Source organism: Microbulbifer sp. NBRC 101763 (assembly GCF_040371615.1).
GTDB lineage: Bacteria > Pseudomonadota > Gammaproteobacteria > Pseudomonadales > Cellvibrionaceae > Microbulbifer > Microbulbifer variabilis.
The window spans coordinates 35482-54234 of record NZ_BAABQV010000004.1; the positions used below are offsets into that span (position 1 = coordinate 35482).

Annotated in this window: 13 protein-coding genes and 3 tRNA genes; 13 read left to right on the plus strand and 3 right to left on the minus strand. The window is 48.0% G+C overall.

All coding sequences use genetic code 11. The annotated features are described in order from the left end of the window. Positions 1 to 377: 377 nt before the first annotated feature. On the plus strand, positions 378 to 1955 hold the full coding sequence (gene cueO / locus ABWV76_RS10735; protein WP_353375946.1) for a multicopper oxidase CueO: 1578 nt from the start codon (positions 378 to 380) through the stop codon (positions 1953 to 1955). A 34-nt stretch (positions 1956 to 1989) separates the two neighbouring features. Here the strand turns inward: cueO and ABWV76_RS10740 are convergent, their stop codons facing one another. Beyond that, positions 1990 to 2487, minus strand: a complete 498-nt coding sequence (locus ABWV76_RS10740; protein WP_245556666.1) for a helix-turn-helix domain-containing protein — start codon at positions 2485 to 2487, stop codon at positions 1990 to 1992. 255 nt (positions 2488 to 2742) lie between these two features. Here ABWV76_RS10740 and ABWV76_RS10745 point away from each other — a divergent pair, with 255 nt between their 5' ends. The 5 genes from ABWV76_RS10745 to ABWV76_RS10765 all read left to right on the plus strand — a co-directional run bounded on the left by ABWV76_RS10745 (position 2743) and on the right by ABWV76_RS10765 (position 12073). Next, positions 2743 to 4167, plus strand: a complete 1425-nt coding sequence (locus ABWV76_RS10745; RefSeq protein ID WP_353375947.1) for an MFS transporter — start codon at positions 2743 to 2745, stop codon at positions 4165 to 4167. A gap of 257 nt (positions 4168 to 4424) precedes the next feature. After that, complete coding sequence (locus ABWV76_RS10750; protein ID WP_353375948.1) at positions 4425 to 4940, plus strand: cupin domain-containing protein; 516 nt, start codon at positions 4425 to 4427, stop codon at positions 4938 to 4940. An 880-nt stretch (positions 4941 to 5820) separates the two neighbouring features. Further along, complete coding sequence (locus ABWV76_RS10755) at positions 5821 to 8175, plus strand: chitinase (protein ID WP_353375949.1); 2355 nt, start codon at positions 5821 to 5823, stop codon at positions 8173 to 8175. Positions 8176 to 8956: 781 nt separating this feature from the next. After that, positions 8957 to 10354, plus strand: a complete 1398-nt coding sequence (locus tag ABWV76_RS10760) for an MFS transporter (RefSeq protein WP_353375950.1) — start codon at positions 8957 to 8959, stop codon at positions 10352 to 10354. A 558-nt stretch (positions 10355 to 10912) separates the two neighbouring features. Beyond that, the gene (locus tag ABWV76_RS10765) at positions 10913 to 12073 is read left to right on the plus strand and encodes an NnrS family protein (protein WP_282952518.1); all 1161 of its coding nucleotides are present in this window, start codon (positions 10913 to 10915) and stop codon (positions 12071 to 12073) included. Between the two features lie 70 nt (positions 12074 to 12143). On the opposite strand, the gene ABWV76_RS10770 is transcribed toward ABWV76_RS10765, so the two are convergent. After that, a complete protein-coding gene (locus ABWV76_RS10770; RefSeq protein WP_353375951.1) occupies positions 12144 to 12566 on the minus strand; it encodes a GFA family protein in 423 nt (140 codons plus the stop codon). Positions 12567 to 12691: 125 nt separating this feature from the next. After that, positions 12692 to 13483, minus strand: coding sequence for a PhzF family phenazine biosynthesis protein (locus ABWV76_RS10775; protein ID WP_353375952.1), 792 nt, complete (start codon positions 13481 to 13483; stop codon positions 12692 to 12694). A 274-nt stretch (positions 13484 to 13757) separates the two neighbouring features. On the opposite strand from ABWV76_RS10775, the gene ubiM reads away from it, so the two are divergent. The 7 genes from ubiM to nusA all read left to right on the plus strand — a co-directional run bounded on the left by ubiM (position 13758) and on the right by nusA (position 18750). Continuing rightward, entirely contained in the window at positions 13758 to 14927 is a 1170-nt protein-coding gene (gene ubiM / locus ABWV76_RS10780) for a 5-demethoxyubiquinol-8 5-hydroxylase UbiM (RefSeq protein ID WP_020412397.1), read from the plus strand. 529 nt (positions 14928 to 15456) lie between these two features. Beyond that, a complete protein-coding gene (locus tag ABWV76_RS10785) occupies positions 15457 to 15855 on the plus strand; it encodes a nuclear transport factor 2 family protein (RefSeq protein ID WP_282953548.1) in 399 nt (132 codons plus the stop codon). Positions 15856 to 16291: 436 nt separating this feature from the next. Continuing rightward, positions 16292 to 16368 (plus strand) — tRNA-Met (locus tag ABWV76_RS10790). A gap of 42 nt (positions 16369 to 16410) precedes the next feature. After that, positions 16411 to 16487: transfer RNA gene (locus ABWV76_RS10795), tRNA-Met, on the plus strand. A 40-nt stretch (positions 16488 to 16527) separates the two neighbouring features. Next, positions 16528 to 16604: transfer RNA gene (locus ABWV76_RS10800), tRNA-Met, on the plus strand. A gap of 136 nt (positions 16605 to 16740) precedes the next feature. Beyond that, on the plus strand, positions 16741 to 17205 hold the full coding sequence (gene rimP, locus ABWV76_RS10805) for a ribosome maturation factor RimP (protein WP_020412401.1): 465 nt from the start codon (positions 16741 to 16743) through the stop codon (positions 17203 to 17205). A gap of 42 nt (positions 17206 to 17247) precedes the next feature. Next, positions 17248 to 18750, plus strand: coding sequence for a transcription termination factor NusA (nusA, locus tag ABWV76_RS10810; protein WP_020412402.1), 1503 nt, complete (start codon positions 17248 to 17250; stop codon positions 18748 to 18750). Positions 18751 to 18753 lie beyond the last annotated feature (3 nt).

Genomic DNA, 18753 nt, shown 5'->3' on the forward strand with positions numbered 1-18753 from the left:
GGATGGAGAGAACTAAAAACGGCATATTGGGAAGACATTTATCCGGCTTAGAGGACTACACAGCTACTGCTTTTGCCAGGAACTGCACAAAAGGGGGGTAGGGTAAACGAGCGGCTTCGCTAAGCCAAGACTAAGTATGCCGGCTGTCTGACAGGTGTCATTGTTCCACAATCAGAATCATGGGAGTTCTAAGACTGATTTGCTCTTGTCTGTATTTGTATACGTTCTTACTGGGGCGCTTAAATTGGCATACTTTTACTTGTTCTAATCTGAAATGACGCTTGGCAGTTTATCCGGCAATTCAATACCCAACAGCACCTGCTTTTCTACTATTTGTGGATAGAGCTATCTATGTGCTTGGTTCCAAAGGAGGGAGGATGTCTCGTCTAACGCGTCGGGAGTTTTGTCTTGGTACTGGTGCTATGGCGGCATCGCTATTCACTGGTACAGAAGTAAGGGCTCAGGAGTCTTCTCTTCCTAATGGGGGCAAACGTTTGGCACTGCCTATCCCAAAGGAGTTGAGAGCTGATTCAGCGGGGAATATACATCTAGTGGTAAAACCGGATCAACAGAGTTTTATTCAGGGTTTAACCACACCTACCTATGGATTTAACGGGCCTTTCCTCGGCCCAGCCATACGCTTACGCAAAGGGCAGACAGTTACAGTGAGTGTCAATAATCAGTTGACGCAGAATGTGACAGCCCACTGGCATGGCCTGATTGTCCCAGGCTATGAGGATGGCGGCCCCTATATGCCGATCGTGCCTGGGCAGACCTGGCATGCAAGGCTGCCGATTATCCAGCCGGCAGCTACGCTCTGGTTTCATCCTCACCTCTACCCTACTACAGCCGAGCTGGTGCTTAAGGGATTGGCCGGCCTGATTATTATTGATGATGAAAATAGTGATACTTTGCCTCTGCCAAAAGAATGGGGCGTTGATGATATTCCAGTGATTATTCAGGATCGCCGCTTTAACAAAGATGGTAGTTTCTTTCATCGCTTCAATGAGATAACCGTAGCTGCAGGTTATTGTGGTGATTGCCTATTGACTAACGGGGCCGTTAATCCAGAGGTGAAAACTCCACGGGGTTGGCTGCGCTTTCGTATTCTGGATGGATCAAATGGGCGCAATTATCGCTTGAGTACTAGTGATAAACGCCCAATGTATGTGATTGCCAGTGATGGAGGCTTCCTACACGAACCGGTACAGGTGGATATTCTGCCTATTGCGGCGGGCGAACGTTATGAGCTGATGATCGATGCGCGCGATGGTAAGCCTTTTGATTTGATCACCCTGCCTGTGCCGCAGCCGGTAATGCGTTTACCCCCGTTTGATGGCCCTGTGGCATTTCTGAGAGTGATACCTACAGGAGCAGAGGGAAGGGGCACCTTACCAGAACAGTTGGTACCGCTGCCTCAAATACCACAAACATTGCCGCCTATCTCTCAGCGTCTGGTGATGCAAATGAACCGGCAGGCTCAGGCCAATAAACTGATTAACGCTACAGGTTTGCCACAGATGATCGCCACAGGGCGGACAGATCCAGCAGTAGTAGACAAGGTATTGCAATTAGTTACCCAGGCTCCGGCAATGCCGTTAAAGGCACAGCTCACCGCCAATGCAGTCAATGGGGTCTCCTTTGCATTTACCGAGCCAGGATTCAAGGTGCCAATCAATAGAGATCTTCACTGGCGTATTTCAGAAGGCAGTGATTTGATGCTGCACCCAGTACATATTCACGGCTGTCAGTTCCGAGTCGTTAAATTTAATGGGACGTTACCGCCAGCATATATGTGTGGATGGAAGGATACGGTACCTATCTCAGGTGGCGGCAGTGCAGAGATATATGTACGTTTTCCACGGGAAGCGATGCCAGATATGCCTTATATGGTCCACTGCCATGTATTGGAACATGAAGATTCAGGCATGATGACGGAATTCAGTGTTTCTTGAGTACAAGCACTATACCTTTAGATATTCTCTGTAGCTAATTTCGTCTACTAGGTTTGGTGGATTTTACTTTACGGTCTTCCTTGTGCTGCAGTTTCATCGCCTTCTTGATCAGCCCCTGGAAATTGGGGCATTCCAGCTGGTTCTCCTCTGGACAATTAGCCACATGTCGCAAACCATCGCGCATAGCCTTGAGCCGGCGAATGTTTTTGTCCAATTCATCAGCTTTATCAAGTAATTGTTCACGGTCGATATTGGGTTTGCTGCCATAGGTGAACAAAGAGGCGATTTCATTGAGAGAAAACCCGGCATAGCGCGCTAAGGATATCAATGACAGTTGTTCCACTACGCTGCCGGGAAACACCCTGGTGATACCACGCCTGCTGATAGACTTAATTAGGCCTTTCTCCTCATAATATCGCAGTGTTGAGGAGGGTAGTCCCGTACGTTTGGAGACTTCCCGAATATCTATTTCCCGATGATCATCCATCTCTATTGACCTCAAGCTGACTTGAAGTTGTATCCTAGTTTTCACTGTGGTCCCTGGCAAGTCTTAAATCAAAAAGAAAGACAAATAACTCAGGGAGTTAGGGGCTAAGGAGTGTGCAGGGAAGGATGGAATGTATACCAGTTACTCGCTATATACACTTAGCTTATCCACAGTTATATCGGAGCAAAAAGTGGTATATCCGTTAACGAGGTGAGCAAATAGTATTTTTTTCATGATTCTCCATATTTTCTGAGCACACTAATTTTTTATCGGTGTCTGGCTAACCACACTTGGGATTTTATGCTTGCAGTTAAAAGACTTCTGAAACCATTCAGCAAAGGTGCCACCAGCAACCTCTCCAGTCGGGGAATCCTGACCGCTTTATGCCTGGCAACCCTGCTCAATGCATTGGCGGTTAGCAGTGTTAATATTGCGCTTCCGGAGTTAGTTACAGACCTTGGAACCACCTACGCGCGGACGCAGTGGATCATTGTCGCTTTTATGATTTTTCTAACTGCGGCTCTGGCAATTGCCGGACGCGCCAGCGACAAAGTGGGGCGCAAGAAAATTTTTGTTCACGGCATGCTGCTTTTTAGTGTATCGACTTTACTCTGTGCTCTATCGCCAAATATCTGGGTATTGGTTCTCTTCCGAGCATTGCAAGGTATCGGAGCGGCAATGTTTACCGCTGTTTCTATGGCAATTGCCAGTGACGTCTATTCCAGAGCTCGGGTGGGCACGGTAGTGGGTCTTCTGGGAAGTATCTCGGCGGTGGGCACTGGCTCGGGGCCCGTATTGGGTGGACTACTACTGGAAGTTTCCAGCTGGCAAGCAATCTTTCTGGTCAAAGTGCCCCTGGGTGTCATCGTATACTGGCTGGCTCAGAAATATCTTCCCGAGGATGCCAGGTACATAGCTCTCGAACAAGCTCGTCATCCACGTAATATTCTTGCCGCATTCTGTATCTTTTCAGCAATTCTTTTTTATACCCTGTCGATAAAGCCCCTGAATGATAATTATGGAATTATCAACATATTGACTTTTTTATTGTCTGCCATCGGTGTACTGGGTTTATACCTGAGCAGAGGCAGCGATCCTGGGCCCGCGCTGGGCGGTTATGTTTTGTATACGAACCTAGCTACTAATCTTTTGGTAGCTGCTTCGGTAATGAGTTCTCTGGTTGTTGGGCCATTTTACCTGACTTTGGCATTAGGATTGAGTTTCTCTCAGACAGGCCTGGTGATGTCTACGGGGTCTTTCGTCGTTGCCGTTTGTTCAAATATTGCTGGACGTTTGGTTGACCGATTCAGATCGCGAAGCATAGTGATTATTGGTTTGTTCTTCCTGGTACTGGGTTCTCTGGGGATGGCTAATTTGCAACAGGTCTATGGTGTAGCTGGCTATTTAGTCTGCTCAATAGCAATGGCCATAGGGTACGGGATCTACTTGTCTTCTAACAATACTTTTACAATGAACGGTGCTAGTAGAAAAGTAAAAGGCAGTATTTCAGGCCTCCTAAATCTATCGAGAAATCTAGGGCTACTTACAGGGGCGTCGTTGATGAGTGTGGTTTTTGCAAAAACCTCACACTTGTCATATTTGAGTTCTTTTGATTCAGGGCTGGTAGTTTCCGGCCTTAATCAAGTGTACCTGCTGGCTTTACTGTTTCTTGTCATAGCCTTTATTGCTCAGACGGTATCTATCCTGGTCAGTCGTAATTTATGAATCTGTGGATTAGTCATTACTTTATATTTGCCCTCTCAACAGCTACTAGGATACCTGTTGGGTTGTTTTTTGGGTTAAGGCTTCTGGCAGAATTATGAGTAATTTACCTATTGACCTAAAGTGAGCTTGAAGTTGTAACTTATCCCTGTTTGGTGAGAGTACGCAATATACAAAATATCGATTGCAGATTTACGTTACCGGAATCTATTTTCCGATAGATCTCACCAGCTAAACCTAAATTTGACTGGAGATAAGTTATGGTAAGTAATTCTTTGGAGCGCCATATTGCAGAATTACGTAAATACTGGACGGGTTTGAACTCGGATACCGTGGTTCACTGTCGAGCAGTACTGGCTAAGTTGGCAAGCTCCTCAAATTCCGAGGGATGGCTTGCAAAGTTACACCAAAATCGAGAGGCAACGACTGAGCTATATAGGGACTCAGAACTTGGCTTTATATTATTGGCACATGTGGAGACTCAAGGTTTATATCGTAATCCACATAATCATGGCAATGGCTGGGTTTTTTATGCACTTCAGCATGGAGAGGTTGAAATGTCCACTTATGGACTGGTGAGAACTGTAAAAGGCGAAGAGCAGCTTGTAAGTCGGGGTTCTTATACTATGCATCCAGGTGATTGTAGTGCATTCCTCCCAGGCGATATTCATGATACTCGTTGCTTATCTGATTATTCCCTGATGTTTCGTTTAACCAGTTGTGATTTCTCTGAGGAAAAGCGGCAAGGCAGGCTACAACAATTTGCAGAATTATAGTTGGTGGCAGTTATTTATTGGACAAGCATCACATGATGAGGGCCGTGCTAGGCTCTCCTTCTCTTATGTAAGTATGGGTTTATTAGATAGAAAGCTTGACTTAGACAGGTGTTAATGTGGGCCGATAGTGTTTGGATATGAAGAGCGGGTTTTCATCTGTAAAGTGGTGCATTTTCTTGTATAGAAAAAAGTATATCGTGCTTGGGTTATGTCTTATGGTTTTTTGATCACGATTTATAAATAAGGAAGAAATGTGTAAGTTTTTATTTTTGACTTTTCCAGGTTGGATTTTGCTGTTCTCTTTTTTCAAAAGAAAAAATAAATAAAAAATGTAATTTCATTTTAATGTCTTTTGATGATTGATGTGACTCTGCTGGATCTGCCCTCTCTGGGTTTATGTTTTATTTAAAGTGCTTATAGTAGAACATTGTTTTTTGCTGGTGGTTGCTTCAGGTAAAGCTGTATTGCGAATCGGGAACCAATTCTTGCCTTCCTTATCGAATCAGCTGTGCTTGTGTGGGGTGTTATCGGCAGAGCGCAGAAAAATTTTAAGTTTTTGTGAAAATATTAAGAGTTCAATTTTCTGAACTAATAAGAGTAGAACGGGTAAGAGTAAAATGGGGTAGGGTGTCCTCACTCTCAGTGATGTATAAAAATCTAATACTGGTAATTTAGGTGTGGCTTCATTGTATTTAGCCTCTCTAGGAAAGAACAAGGCGGTTTCACACTTTTAGCTATCCAAATCCATTTGCCGTTACACATTATTCACGAAAACTCTTATAAGATTTTTTACTGCAATAACATATGATCTCTGCTGGGTGTCCCTATCGAGTACTGCGGTGTTTGTAATAAAGCCCTAAAAAAGATAACCGGAGACTCTATGACCCCTCTTTTTATTCGCACAGCTATAGCTTCGGCACTGATGATTGGCGCTCAGGGTGCGGCGGCCTCTCAGCCAGCCGATGACTATGTTGCCGGTGAGCATTATCGCGGTGGTAGCCAGGTTTGTTATGCCGGAGACCTGTTTAAAGCGCAGTGGTGGGCTACACCTGATCAGAAACCCTCCGATGCCCTGACAGCGCAAAATACCTGGGATTCTCCCTGGATTCTGGAGGGGGCGGGAGCCTGTAATAGCTCGGGCAGTAACAGCGATGATAATGATACCGGTGGTGAAAGTGATGATTCCAATAGTGACGATGCCTCGGATAACGATGGTACAGATGGTGGCAACCCGGATTCCGGCGATGGCTCCAGCTCAATAGCGACTTATCAGCCCGGACAGAATTACCGAAAGGGAAGTGAGGTTTGCTATGCCGGTGATATTTTTGTTGCCCAATGGTGGGCAAATGGAGATCAGCTTCCCTCTGATGCTCTGATCGCGCAAAACACCTGGGACTCCCCTTGGATTTTAAAAGAAACTGATGGCTGTACTGGCAGCAACGGCAATGGTGGTGATACCGGTAGCGATAATAGTGAGGGCACTGACTCCACTCCTATTTCCCTGAGTGTTTCATCCTCCCAGTCCCAGATCATTGGTGGTGGCACAGTCCAGCTTAGTGCAACTGCTTCTGGAGGAGACGACACACTGAGCTATAGCTGGGCCCAGCTTTCCCCCAGTTCGCCAGAGGCAAGTATTTCTACCGCCACCGGCGCTGTAACTTCAGTGACTTTACCGGCCGCGGCTTATGATATCAGTTATGTCTTTAGCCTGATTGTCAGCGATGGAGAAAGCACTGAAGAAGCGCAGCTAACGATACAGAATTTAGCGGCTGGGGATGACACTGGTGGGCCCGAAGAGAATGACGGTTCCGATGGTTCAGTAACAGCAATTATCTCTACTTCTGAAAATAGCATTGGTTGTAGCGGAACCCTCACTCTGGATGGTTCTCAATCCACTGGCGGCGGCAGTATGAGCTATATCTGGAGCCAGACCAGTGGCCCCCCTGTAAAACTGTCCAGCTATGTAGGTAGTTCTACCCAGGCTGTGCTATCTGAGGTTTACAGTGATACAACCTATACTTTCCAGTTGACCGCAACCGACACCTCTGCTGCTAGTGATGTTGATGAGGTTACCATCAGCCAGGCGGGTTGTGCACCTGCAGCGGGCCATGTGATGGGCCAGAATGAATTGGAAGCGGCAGAAAATACCCTTGCCAATAATTCACTCCTGCAAGAAGTGAAAGATACAGTTGAAACCCGTAATAACGCGATTGTAGAAGCGGTTCAACCAGGTCGTAATACCAATCCGGAAAATGTGCTGCGCGTAGAGAGTATTATTTCCGAGGATACCTGGGATTACCTATTCCCTGTTCGGGCCGATGAGTATACCTATACCAACTTTCTGCGAGCGGTGGCTAAGTTTCCAGCGTTTTGTGGGGAATATACCGATGGCCGCGATTCAGATGCCATTTGCCGCAAGGTACTGTCGGTTATGTTTGCTCATTTTGGCCAGGAAACCGGTGCGCATGCGGCTGCCTGGGATGAACCGGAATGGCGTCAGGGCTTGTACTGGATTCGAGAAATTGGTTGGACAGAGGAAACTTCCGGAGGGTACGGTGCCTGTGATTCTGGTAGTAGCTGGGCTGCAGAGGTATGGCCCTGTGCAATCAATGCCGATGGTGGGTACAAGAGTTACTTTGGCCGAGGCGCCAAACAGCTGAGCTGGAATTATAATTATGGCCCGTTCTCTCAGGCAATGTATGGCGACATTTACACTTTGCTGGAGAACCCAGAGCTGGTAGCAGATACCTGGCTGAACTTGGCGAGTGCCATATTCTTCTTTGTATACCCGCAGCCACCCAAACCGAGCATGTTGCATGTTGTTGATGGCACCTGGGAGCCAAACAGTATTGATCTGGCCAATAATCTAACTCCAGGTTTTGGAGTTACGACTAATATCGTTAATGGCGCTATCGAATGTAGTAAAGGCAGTGAAGACTACCGCTCGCAATACCGTATGGATTATTACCGGAGCTTTACCGAGTACTTGGGAGTGGATATTCCGGCGGATGAAGAGCTAGGATGTGCCAATATGGGCCAGTTCCAGACTGGTGGTGCGGCATCCCTGAATATCTACTGGGATAAAAATTGGGGATGGTCAGCGTATAACCCCAGTAATGAGAGCTTCTCCTGTCAATTAGTGAACTATCAAACAGCCTATTCTGCGCTCAATGAAGGCGACTATGCAAAGTGTGTGGAAGGCAACTTTGATATGACGATTGACTACCAGAACTAACAATAAGAGGCAGTTTAAATAGCGGCTTTACTCAATCAGCGAGCCCGGCAATAGTTTTATTGCCGGGTTTTTTGGAAGGGTCATCGGCTTCATTTGGGATACGCTGGGAAGTAAGTTCAGCAGTAAAAATGCTGCCAGTTATAAATTTTCACTCAAATTTTCTATAATAGTGCCGAGTCAACATAAACAGTACCTTCGGTAATAAGATTATTTTAACTTTTACAATTCAGCAGTAGGTATTATTGTAGCGCCTGCCATTTAAAGTGGTGCAGGTGTTCTTCATTTCAGTTGCAGCGTAACGTCCATCAATTAGTGTCCGTTTTACCTTCATCGTCGCCTTTCCTCCTGAAGTACCTCGCCAATCTCTTTAAATGCTCTGTTGTCTCTTGGATGTGTACTTCCTGGCCATATCGTGGGCGCCTCTAATAATCCAGTGCACATTATTGGTAATGTATTCCAGGAATGGTTTTGGATCAGTACGTAAATAATTAAATACCTCTTATACAAATTTACGTTTAAGCATGCCCACTACTTCCTTAACTAAAGAGAACTGGCGTTCCCTTCCAATAATCGTAGGTGAAAAAAGATTGTTTTTAATATGTTTAATTTTTAGGGTGCATTGTTAATAGTAGGATTTTAGTTGACCTATTAGATGACAGAAACACTTGCTGAAACAGAGGGGGGAAGAAGCTTAGGTGATGTTAAGCAGTGCTTTTCTTTTTGGTCCAGACTAAAAGGGTTAATATCCAATGCAAAAAGTGCGCTGTAAGATGAATAACTGATGTCTGTCCCTAAAACACCGTTATCCCGACAACAAATTATTGGCCTTACGGCGCTAACTTTTGCTATTTTCCTGATCGCCAATGACTTTACTGCCTTCTCTGTGGCAATTCCCGCTATAGAGAAGCATTTCAATTCCGATATTTCTACTGTCCAGTGGGTGATAAACGGCTATGCATTAGTTTTTGGAGTGCTAATTGTCACTGGTGGACGATTAGCGGATATGTTTGGCCGTCGCAGGCTCTTCTTTATCGGTACCAGCATTTTTATATTTTTCTCTGTTTTGGGTGGGCTGGCAGTCGATGACTGGATGTTGCTGGGAAGCCGAGCCTTAATGGGGGTGGGAGGTGCTTTGATGTGGCCGGCAATCCTGGGTATGACTTATCAATTGATGCCGGAGGATCGGGCGGGGCAGGCAGGTGGCCTGATTATGACCGTATGTGGGTTTGCTAATTCAGTTGGGCCTCTACTTGGCGGGTTCTTTACTGACTTTCTCAGTTGGCGTTGGATCTTCTTTATCAACTTCCCGATTGCACTGATTGCAATGCTTGTCAGTTGGCGGGTAATAGAAGATGACCGGCCAGAGGGTATTGAAGGCAGGGTGGATTATGGGGGTATAGTTTCCCTATCGCTATGTTTATTGACTTTGTTATTGGCACTAGATTTTGTTACTGATGCTGGTATTAGAAACCCGTTGATAATTGGCCTATTTGTGGTCTCAGTTTTGCTCTTTACAACTTTTGCCTGGATTGAATCAAACACCAGGAGCGATCCGCTAATACCAGCGGATGTAGCGACTAACTGGCGATTTTTTACAGTGGGAATGACTACTCTACTGCTTTCCGTAATTTTTGTTTCTATGTTGTTGTATATTCCCCAGTTTTTAATTAAAGAGCTTGGTTTCTCCGCAGTCTGGTCCGGGGTTGGCCTGTTACCGGTGATGGTGACTTACGGAATTGTTTCCTATATCGCTGGCAGATTATTTGAGATTATGGGAGCCAAAGTAATTCTGTCTGCAGCCGCTATTTTTCTGGGCTTGGGAATGTTTCTATTGTCCGGCTTACTCGAGCAAAGTCGATATTTGCATCTGGTGCCCGGTATGATTTTCCTCGGAATGGGGTTAGGCTTATTTTTCCCCACAATTACCACGGCGGCAGTCACCGCTGTAGGGTCTAGCCGTTCCAGCCTTGCTGCAGCGCTCATATTTATGTTCCAAATTATTGGTGGTGCTATCGGGTTGGCGATGAACACAACAATTGTGGCCCTGGCTCCAAGTCTTGCAGAAGGTATTGACCGGGCCTTCAGTGTCAATGCATACCTTGCCTTGGCTGCACTTCTTGTCTGCATTTTGTTCGTAAAAGGCAAGCCTGCAAAAAGAGGGCCTGTCGCCTCAGGCTGATCTGTCTGTGTGGGCACAAGGCTGGACAGATACCAGGCTTTGTCCCGCATATCTTCGATGACTCTTTCTTCACTGAGGTTTTTCTCTGGCTGAACGCTAATAATGAAAGAGGCTTGCTTTTTTTTAGCTTCGGGAGAACCCCAAATAGGTTAAAGTGCAACTTCAACTTATTTGAGGCGCTAAGTTTTATTTAATGCTGTATTTTATGTGGTTTTACTCACTTCATTTTTTTTGTGACTATTCGGTTTGATGAAAAACCTATTTTTTTGTGTGGTTATAGGCTGAAAATCCCCGGCATTTTCCTATTAACTAATCCTGTTAATTAGGTAAAAATAATCCTCTCATTTAATCCTCGGAATGGAATCTCAGGTGTTAATTTGTCTTGCGGTGGCTTATTCCCCATAGCTTTTATGGGAAAAAGCGAAATCAGGAATTTGGTTCCTGGCCAACAGCAAGGTGAATCACTCCGAGAGAGCCCTTTAGGTTGGATAGCCCTTGCGATCGCTGGGTTAATTGTCTCGGGAGAAATAGCCTCCCTTTAGGTAAGGAGAACAGATTGTGATACCCATCGTTGACCGCGTTAGCGCGGAATCCATAGCGCCCTTCTGGCGGATGCCGTTCCGCCCATTTTTCTGGGGTGGGGCACTCTGGAGCATGATTGCCCTGCTAATCTGGCAAATGCAGCTTTCTGGCTGGCAGCTTCCAGCTTTACGTGCCGGCGTAGCCTGGCATTCCCATGAGATGTTATTTGGATTTGCTGCGGCGGTGATAGTTGGCTTCCTCGGCACAGCCATGCAGACATGGACCGGAATTCCCTCACCTAAAGGGGGGCAGTTAATGGGCCTGGCGGGGCTGTGGCTATTGGCTCGCTTGGGCTATCTCATAGCGGCAGTACCACTGTGGATGCCGGTTTGTGCTGAAGTGACATTTTTCCTATTGGCAGCCTTTTTACTCGGTGCACGGGTATTACGCACCCGGCAATGGCGCAATCTGTTTGTATTGCCTGCTATGTTGGCTTTTGCCGGGCTTTCAGCCTGTCATTGGTTACTTCCCAGCGCGCAGAGCAGGGTAGCTCTCGTGGCTCTGTTACTGGTTACAGCAATTATTCTGGTGATTGGTGGCCGGGTGATTCCCTTCTTTACTGCAAGGCGCTTTCAGCTAAGTCAGCGCGATAAGCTACCGGTTATCGAGTGGGGTACCCACATAGCTGCTGTGCTGCTTCTGTTGAGCGTAGTGATTGATCTACCCCGTATGGTTTGGGCCTTGTTAGCACTGGTGCTTGGTGTGTTACAACTGGTGCGCGTACTGCGCTGGCACCCGACTAAGATTTGGAGTGAGCCTATGGTTTGGTCACTACATTTGAGTTACTGGCTGGTGGTATTGGGGTGCTTTCTTGCAGCGCTCTCCTGGAGCGGTTTAGCGCCCGGTTGGCAGAGTCCCGCATTACATGCATTTGCGGTAGGTGGTATTGGCGGTTTGATTCTGGCTATGACCAGTCGAGTCAGCCTTGGTCACACAGGGCGTATGTTGAAAGCACCGCGCTTGATGCCCTTGGCATTTGCTGCACTGGCATTGTCCGCGTTGGCTCGTATCTTCTGGGCCCCAGCTCCCAGCGGTTTTCTTGCAGCGATTATTGCTTGGATTGTAGGCTATTCTCTCTTCTTACTGTATTACACCCCGGTTCTTTTTCAGCCTCGTGTAGATGGGCATCCGGGGTAAGCACCTGGATATTCAGTATAGCGACGCTGGCTAGCGACTAGCGAGCGCCGCTCCTGTCAGGCAGCTGTCACTAATTATTCTCAATATTATCCATTTGGGGGAAGGCGTCGAACTTGAGCGCCTTGTCCAGATTCTGGTCCCAGTCCGCTTTACTGGCCATAAAAATATGTGCGGTGGGTTCTATGGAAACCTTACAGTCCAGGCTGCCAGCAGGCACTGCCAGATAACCACCTTCTTTATCTTCAAAGGGTAGTGCCGAGCCACAATTATTACAGAAACTTTTTACATGGCGTGTGGCTGGCAGCTTGAATACTTTTACCTGTTGTTTCCCAGAGATCCAGTTTAATTTAGCCGATGTTGAAAACAGGCTGGCTGCGTGGGCAGAGCCCGTGTCCTTACGACAGTGGTTGCAGTGGCAAAGAAAAAAATTTTCAAAGTCACCGTCGACTTCGAAATGGATATCTCCGCAGAGGCAGGATCCTGATTTATTCATAGCTGCTCCTTAACAGTTGATTGTGAACCGTTATTTCTATAAGTAGATAGATTGGGTTTATTATCTTTTAGTCCTATTGAGGGTATACCTATATTTTCAAAATATTTAGAAGTGAAATAAATATATTAAATTTGAATAACTCCCTTTAGGTACTGAATCGCCTTGCCGGAGACAATAACCCTGTCTCCCTTGATTTGGCAGTTGAGCACCCCCCCTCTTTTTGAGGCTTGGAAGGCTGTGAGTCGCGATTTATCCAGCTTAGCGGCCCAGTAGGGAGCAAGCCCCGCGTGAATAGAGCCAGTTACCGGATCTTCAGCCCCGCCATTGGATGGCCAGAAGTATCTTGAAATAAAATCAAATTCCTTCGATCGAGCCGTAACTACTACATCATAAGGTGCAAGCTTTTTTAATTTTTCTGCATCTTGTTCCAGTTGATAAATAGTATCTTCGCTGTCATAGATGGCAAAGTAGGCTTGCTGGTTGCGCAGAACTTGTTTGGGAGGGCTGGATAATCCATCGATCAAATCTTCTGGGGTATGCTCTACACGTTCCGGATTTCTGTTGGGGAAGTCCATAAAGATTTCGCCCTCCCTGTTTTGGGTAATTTGCATTTTCCCTATTGCTTGCGCAGAAAAATTTAGGGTATCCAGTTGGGGGTGTTTTGAGAAGACCACAAAGGCGGAGGCCAGGGTTGCATGACCACAGAAATCCACTTCGGTTATTGGGGAGAACCAGCGAATCTGGTATTCACTTTCAGATTGTTTGAGCAGGAATGCGGTTTCAGAAAGGTTATTTTCTGTCGCAATAGCTTGCATTTGCATTTCGCTAAGCCAGCTTTTTGTAATTATGACTGCTGCAGCATTGCCGCCAAATTGAGTTTCGGTGAAGGCGTCGACTATATTAATTTCTAGTTCCATTCTAGAGTTCCCTTCAATAATTGAAATGCTCAGCTGAAGAAACAGCTATGATAAAGATGGGCGGGATGCCCGATACCACTAATGATTTTTCAATCACCCCCTAAATAGCCCCTTGATCCTGATCTGTATCAGTATTTCAACGGTATTTCCACTTTACAGTCTGCGTCACTTTGGCCGGTGCTGGGCATTTCGCCAGAAGTAAAATCGGTACTTCTTTTCAGTGTTGCCGGATATCAAAATTGTTGTGGAAAAGGGCTTGCTCTAGGGGGTTGGAATGTTGCAAACAGATATTGCTATCGTAGGGGCTGGTCCCGCAGGACTCGCCCTGGCTGTGATGTTGGCCCGGCGCGACATTAGAGTAACGCTTTTGGAGCGCCAGGGCGAGGAGACCTTGGGGAATCCTGATGATGATGGACGAGAAATAGCCCTAACCCATAAATCGGTCAGAATTTTAGAGAGCCTCGGGGTCTGGCAACGCCTGCGGGATGATGAAGTCGGTGTCTTACAAGCAGCAACGGTGGTAGATGGCAACTCGACTTCCAGCCTGAATTTTGATAGCCGTGGGCGAGGTCCCTTAGGGTTTATTGTACCCAATTCAGCAATACGCCGCACGCTGTATGAGGTTGCTGGCGAGGAAGCGAATATTCAGTTGCGTTGCAACAGTGCCGTTACCGGTATGCACTTGGAAGATAACTGCCGAGTCTTGAATATTGAGGGGGCTGACGATCTCGCTGTTGCGTTATTAATAGCGGCTGATAGTCGTTTCTCTGAGGTGCGGCGCATGGCTGGGATTGGGGCTGACATGCGGGATTTTGGCCGTGTGGCAGTTGTAGGCCGGGTGCGGACGGAGCGCGTTCATCAGGGGATTGCACGGGAATGTTTTCGTTACGGTTCCACGCTAGCGCTTCTGCCATTATCTGAGCCCAAGACTTCCTCTGCAGTTGTGACAATTTCGGCCAGCCGGGCCGAAGAAATTATGCAGCTAAGTGATGCTGAGTTTGCTGCTCATGTGCAGCGTGAGAGCACTGCAATACTTGGCTCAGTGGAGCCTTGTGGTAAGCGCCACAAGTATCCGCTGGTGGGGGTTTATGCGCATCAATTTTATGCGGAGCGCTTTGCTTTGGTCGGGGATGCAGCTGTGGGGATGCATCCGGTGACAGCACATGGTTTTAACCTGGGACTTGCTGGCACGGACTCGCTGAGTCGCCAATTAGAAACTGTGGCTCGTTTGTATCAGCCTGCGAAGTTAGCTCGAGCGCTGTCTCGTTACCAGATTCAACATCGCCTTGAATCTCAGCCTATTTACTCGGGTACAAATCGGGTGGTTGATCTGTTCACCAATGATCACTTGCCGGCCAAACTACTGCGCAAGGCGGTATTGCGTGTTAGCGAACATTTTCCGCCGGTGCGGCGAGCCATAGTGCACCAGCTTACCCGTCACTGACCGAAGGCCTGTGCGAAATAGTGAAATACGTGCCTACGGGAGTAGGTTGCGAGCGAGAAAGAAATAGGGCATGGAAGCCGATTCTCGGCCAGGCAGGTAGCCTATTTCTATGCGGTTTAATCTGCAGAGCTTGCGGTGGAGGTACTTTGGGAGGCACTTGGTTATCTGAACACCACCGCGTTGACTGTAATCGAAAGTGATATCGACAACCTGTTGGTTGAGACGAATGTATTTGCAGGTGGTTGTGGGGAGTAAAAAGTATCATTTGCGATTAGTACTCTTTCGGCTAGTTAAAAAACGGTATTTTCATCGCCAAAAAGCCTGATAAGGCAACCAATTACAGAGCGACTGGCATGGGGGTAAGGCATAGAGGTGCGCCAGACAATAATGTCAGTGGTAATTACTCCTATATGGTCGGCCCAGCCGTATGCTCACGGCAGATATTTCCATTTCCCGGGCTTTGTCTGATTTGCAGCTTCCGAAGTGAGCTATATTCCGGCTAGCGTTTGGTAAAGAGTGGGCTGTGAGCATGAACATCGCTGAAGCCAACAAGCACTTGGTTCGCGAAGCGTTCCGCCCGTGGGAGGCGGGTGACAGTGGCCCCCTTTTTGACCTGATCGCTGAGGACGTGTTGTGGACAGTGATAGGCACTACATGCGCTTCGGGGATCTTTCACTCCAAGCAGGCTTTAATTGATGATGCTTTCGGCCCGCTATTAGATCACCTGGAGGATGGTCTCAAGACAACTTTTGTCGACCTTGCAGCAGAGGGAGAGAAGGTATTTTTGCGCTTTGAAAGCACCGGCCACGCATTAAATGGCGTAGAATACAAGCAGGTTTACTGTTGGGCGATGGTGATGCGCGATGCGAAAATCGTAGAGATCACTGCGTACCTGGATACCGACCTGCTGGCCCGAGTGTTTACCTAGTTGTTGTGAAGCTGTCGCTTTGGGTGTGGGAATGACGACAGTGGAGATTGCAGGGATAAAGAAGTAGTGCTCGATGTTCAACTCGCACTTGTTCCCAAAGCCGCAATAGTCGTTCGTACTACGCCCTCCTTTAGGGTTGTCTGTCATATGCAACGAATGGCCCTAAGTGGCCCTTTAGGTGATTCTACGCAGGGGGGTTTTACAGTGATCTCTATGCGGCCAGTAAAGCCCGGAGCATACCCGGAGCATAAAAGTATCTTCGGGGGGCGCTTGGGCCAGAAAAAGGTAGGGGGTTTTACGCGTTAGGCGAAAACAAATGCCAATTACAGCTTGACTCACCAGGGCTGTATACATAGAATGCGCAGCCTCTTGAGTGGTTGGGTTAGTCCCGCCGCAGGGAAACGAAGGTCAACCAGGCTTTGTTTCTTGGAGTTGTTGCGGGGTGGAGCAGCCTGGTAGCTCGTCGGGCTCATAACCCGAAGGTCGTAGGTTCAAATCCTGCCCCCGCTACCAAATTTGCTTTTAAGCAAATACTTTTGATTGCGCATTTGTTGTTGCGGGGTGGAGCAGCCTGGTAGCTCGTCGGGCTCATAACCCGAAGGTCGTAGGTTCAAATCCTGCCCCCGCTACCAATCTCGCCTTTATATAAAGGCTTTGATGCGCTTTCGTTGTTGCGGGGTGGAGCAGCCTGGTAGCTCGTCGGGCTCATAACCCGAAGGTCGTAGGTTCAAATCCTGCCCCCGCTACCAAATTTTGCATTTACGCATACTGGCTGCGTAAATGTGCGGTCAAAGCCCCGTCAGGGGCTTTTTCGTATCTGCAAGAAAAGTTGCGGATATTTTTCGAAGTGGGCCGCAGGCCCATTTTTTGTATGTGGTGACGTAAATGGCGAGCAAACGCGAATTGCTGGAAGAGCTTCTGGCGCCGGTGGTGGCATCGCTGGGATGCGAACTGTGGGGTATTGAATATCAAACTCACGGTCGTAACGCGCTGCTGCGCATCTATATCGATTCTGAAAACGGTATTTCGGTTGAGGATTGCGAGAAAGTGAGTCGTCAGTCCAGTGCAGTACTGGATGTGGAAGACCCAATCAGTGGTAAGTACACACTAGAGGTCTCTTCCCCGGGGCTCGATCGTCCTCTTTATAAACTGGAGCAGTACGAGCGCTTTACCGGTGCCCAGATTGAAGTTCGCCTGCGCATGCCGCTGGATGGGCAGCGTAAATGGCGAGGCCTGCTGGCCGGCGTAGAGGGCGATGAAGTAGTTTTGCGCGTGGACAGCGAAAATGAATACCTGTTGCCAATCGACAGCATCGAGAAGGCAAGCATTATTCCCCAATTTACCAAATAACCTGTAGGAGCCTGAGCTCAGGCGATTTTGAGGCACAGTTGCATGAACAAAGAGATCTTGCTGGTAGCCGAGGCGGTATCCAACGAGAAGGGCGTTGACCAGGAGATTATTTTCCAGGCCATCGAAGCGGCATTGGCAACGGCCACGAAGAAACGCTACGACGAGGATTCAACCATTGAGGTGATCATTGATCGCCGTAGTGGCGACTATGAAACTTTCCGCAGTTGGGAAGTGGTTGATGATGAAACTCTGGCGGAACTGGGCACCCAGTTCACCCTGGAAGAAGCTCACGAGAAAGATACTGAGCTGAAAGCAGGTGATATCTACCGCGAGCAAGTAGAGAATGTTGAATTCGGCCGCATCGCCGCGCAGACTGCCAAGCAGGTAATCGTGCAGAAGGTGCGTGAAGCCGAGCGTGCCAAGGTCGTAGACGAATACCGCGATCGGGTTGGCGAAATGGTCAGCGGTACAGTTAAAAAAGTGACCCGCGATTTTATTGCTGTGGACTTGGGTAATAACGCTGAAGCGCGCCTGCCTCGTGATCAGCTGGTTGGACGCGAGATTTTCCGCCTAGGTGATCGTGTGCGCGCAATCCTGCTGGAGATCCAACCGGAAGCCCGCGGCCCTCAATTGATGTTGAGCCGTTCCTGCCCGGAAATGATTATTGAGCTGTTCCGTATCGAGGTACCGGAAATCTCTGAACAGGTTATTGAAATTAAAGGTGCCGCCCGCGATCCCGGCCTGCGCGCCAAGATCGCCGTGAACACCAATGATGGCCGTATCGATCCAGTTGGAGCTTGTGTGGGCATGCGCGGTGCGCGTGTGCAGGCGGTTTCCAACGAGCTGTCTGGTGAGCGTGTCGATATCGTACTGTGGGACGAGAACCCCGCTCAGTTCGTAATCAACGCTATGGCGCCTGCGGAAATTGAATCCATTGTTGTGGATGAAGATACCGGGTCCATGGATGTGGCTGTGGCCGAGGAAAACCTCGCTATGGCTATTGGTCGCAGTGGACAGAATGTTCGTCTCGCTTCTGAGCTTACCCAGTGGCAGATCAATGTCATGAGCACAGACGAGTGGCAAAATAAACAGGAAGCAGAGTCCAGCTCCATTATGCAGGTGTTTATTGACCGCCTGGATATCGATGAAGATGTGGCTGCTGTATTGGTTGACGAAGGCTTCACCTCTCTCGAGGAGGTGGCCTATGTCCCCATTGAGGAAATGCTCGCGATCGAGGGCTTCGACGAAGATATCGCCGAAGAGCTGCGTGCCCGGGCCAAAGACTCCCTGCTGACACAGGCACTGGCCTCTGAAGAGAAGCTGGATGCCTCGGAGCCGCAGGAAGATCTGCTCAACATGGAAGGTATGGAGCGTCACCTGGCCTTCCAGCTTGCCAGTCGTGGTATCGCTACCATGGAGGATCTGGCAGAGCAGGCGGTTGATGACCTACTCGATATCGAAGGTCTCGACCAAGAACGTGCCGCAGCGCTGATTATGAAGGCGCGTGAGCCCTGGTTCGCTGATGACAGCGGCGAACAGGCTTAAACA

Bases quoted from the DNA above. Each gene is read 5' to 3' on its own strand.
- ABWV76_RS10770 (WP_353375951.1), bottom strand. From the start codon at position 12,566: ATGAATAAATCAGGATCCTGCCTCTGCGGAGATATCCATTTCGAAGTC.
- ABWV76_RS10755 (WP_353375949.1), top strand. From the start codon at position 5,821: ATGACCCCTCTTTTTATTCGCACAGCTATAGCTTCGGCACTGATGATT.
- ABWV76_RS10775 (WP_353375952.1), bottom strand. From the start codon at position 13,483: ATGGAACTAGAAATTAATATAGTCGACGCCTTCACCGAAACTCAATTT.
- ubiM (WP_020412397.1), top strand. From the start codon at position 13,758: ATGTTGCAAACAGATATTGCTATCGTAGGGGCTGGTCCCGCAGGACTC.
- ABWV76_RS10750 (WP_353375948.1), top strand. From the start codon at position 4,425: ATGGTAAGTAATTCTTTGGAGCGCCATATTGCAGAATTACGTAAATAC.
- rimP (WP_020412401.1), top strand. From the start codon at position 16,741: ATGGCGAGCAAACGCGAATTGCTGGAAGAGCTTCTGGCGCCGGTGGTG.
- ABWV76_RS10760 (WP_353375950.1), top strand. From the start codon at position 8,957: ATGTCTGTCCCTAAAACACCGTTATCCCGACAACAAATTATTGGCCTT.
- nusA (WP_020412402.1), top strand. From the start codon at position 17,248: ATGAACAAAGAGATCTTGCTGGTAGCCGAGGCGGTATCCAACGAGAAG.
- cueO (WP_353375946.1), top strand. From the start codon at position 378: ATGTCTCGTCTAACGCGTCGGGAGTTTTGTCTTGGTACTGGTGCTATG.
- ABWV76_RS10785 (WP_282953548.1), top strand. From the start codon at position 15,457: ATGAACATCGCTGAAGCCAACAAGCACTTGGTTCGCGAAGCGTTCCGC.
- ABWV76_RS10745 (WP_353375947.1), top strand. From the start codon at position 2,743: ATGCTTGCAGTTAAAAGACTTCTGAAACCATTCAGCAAAGGTGCCACC.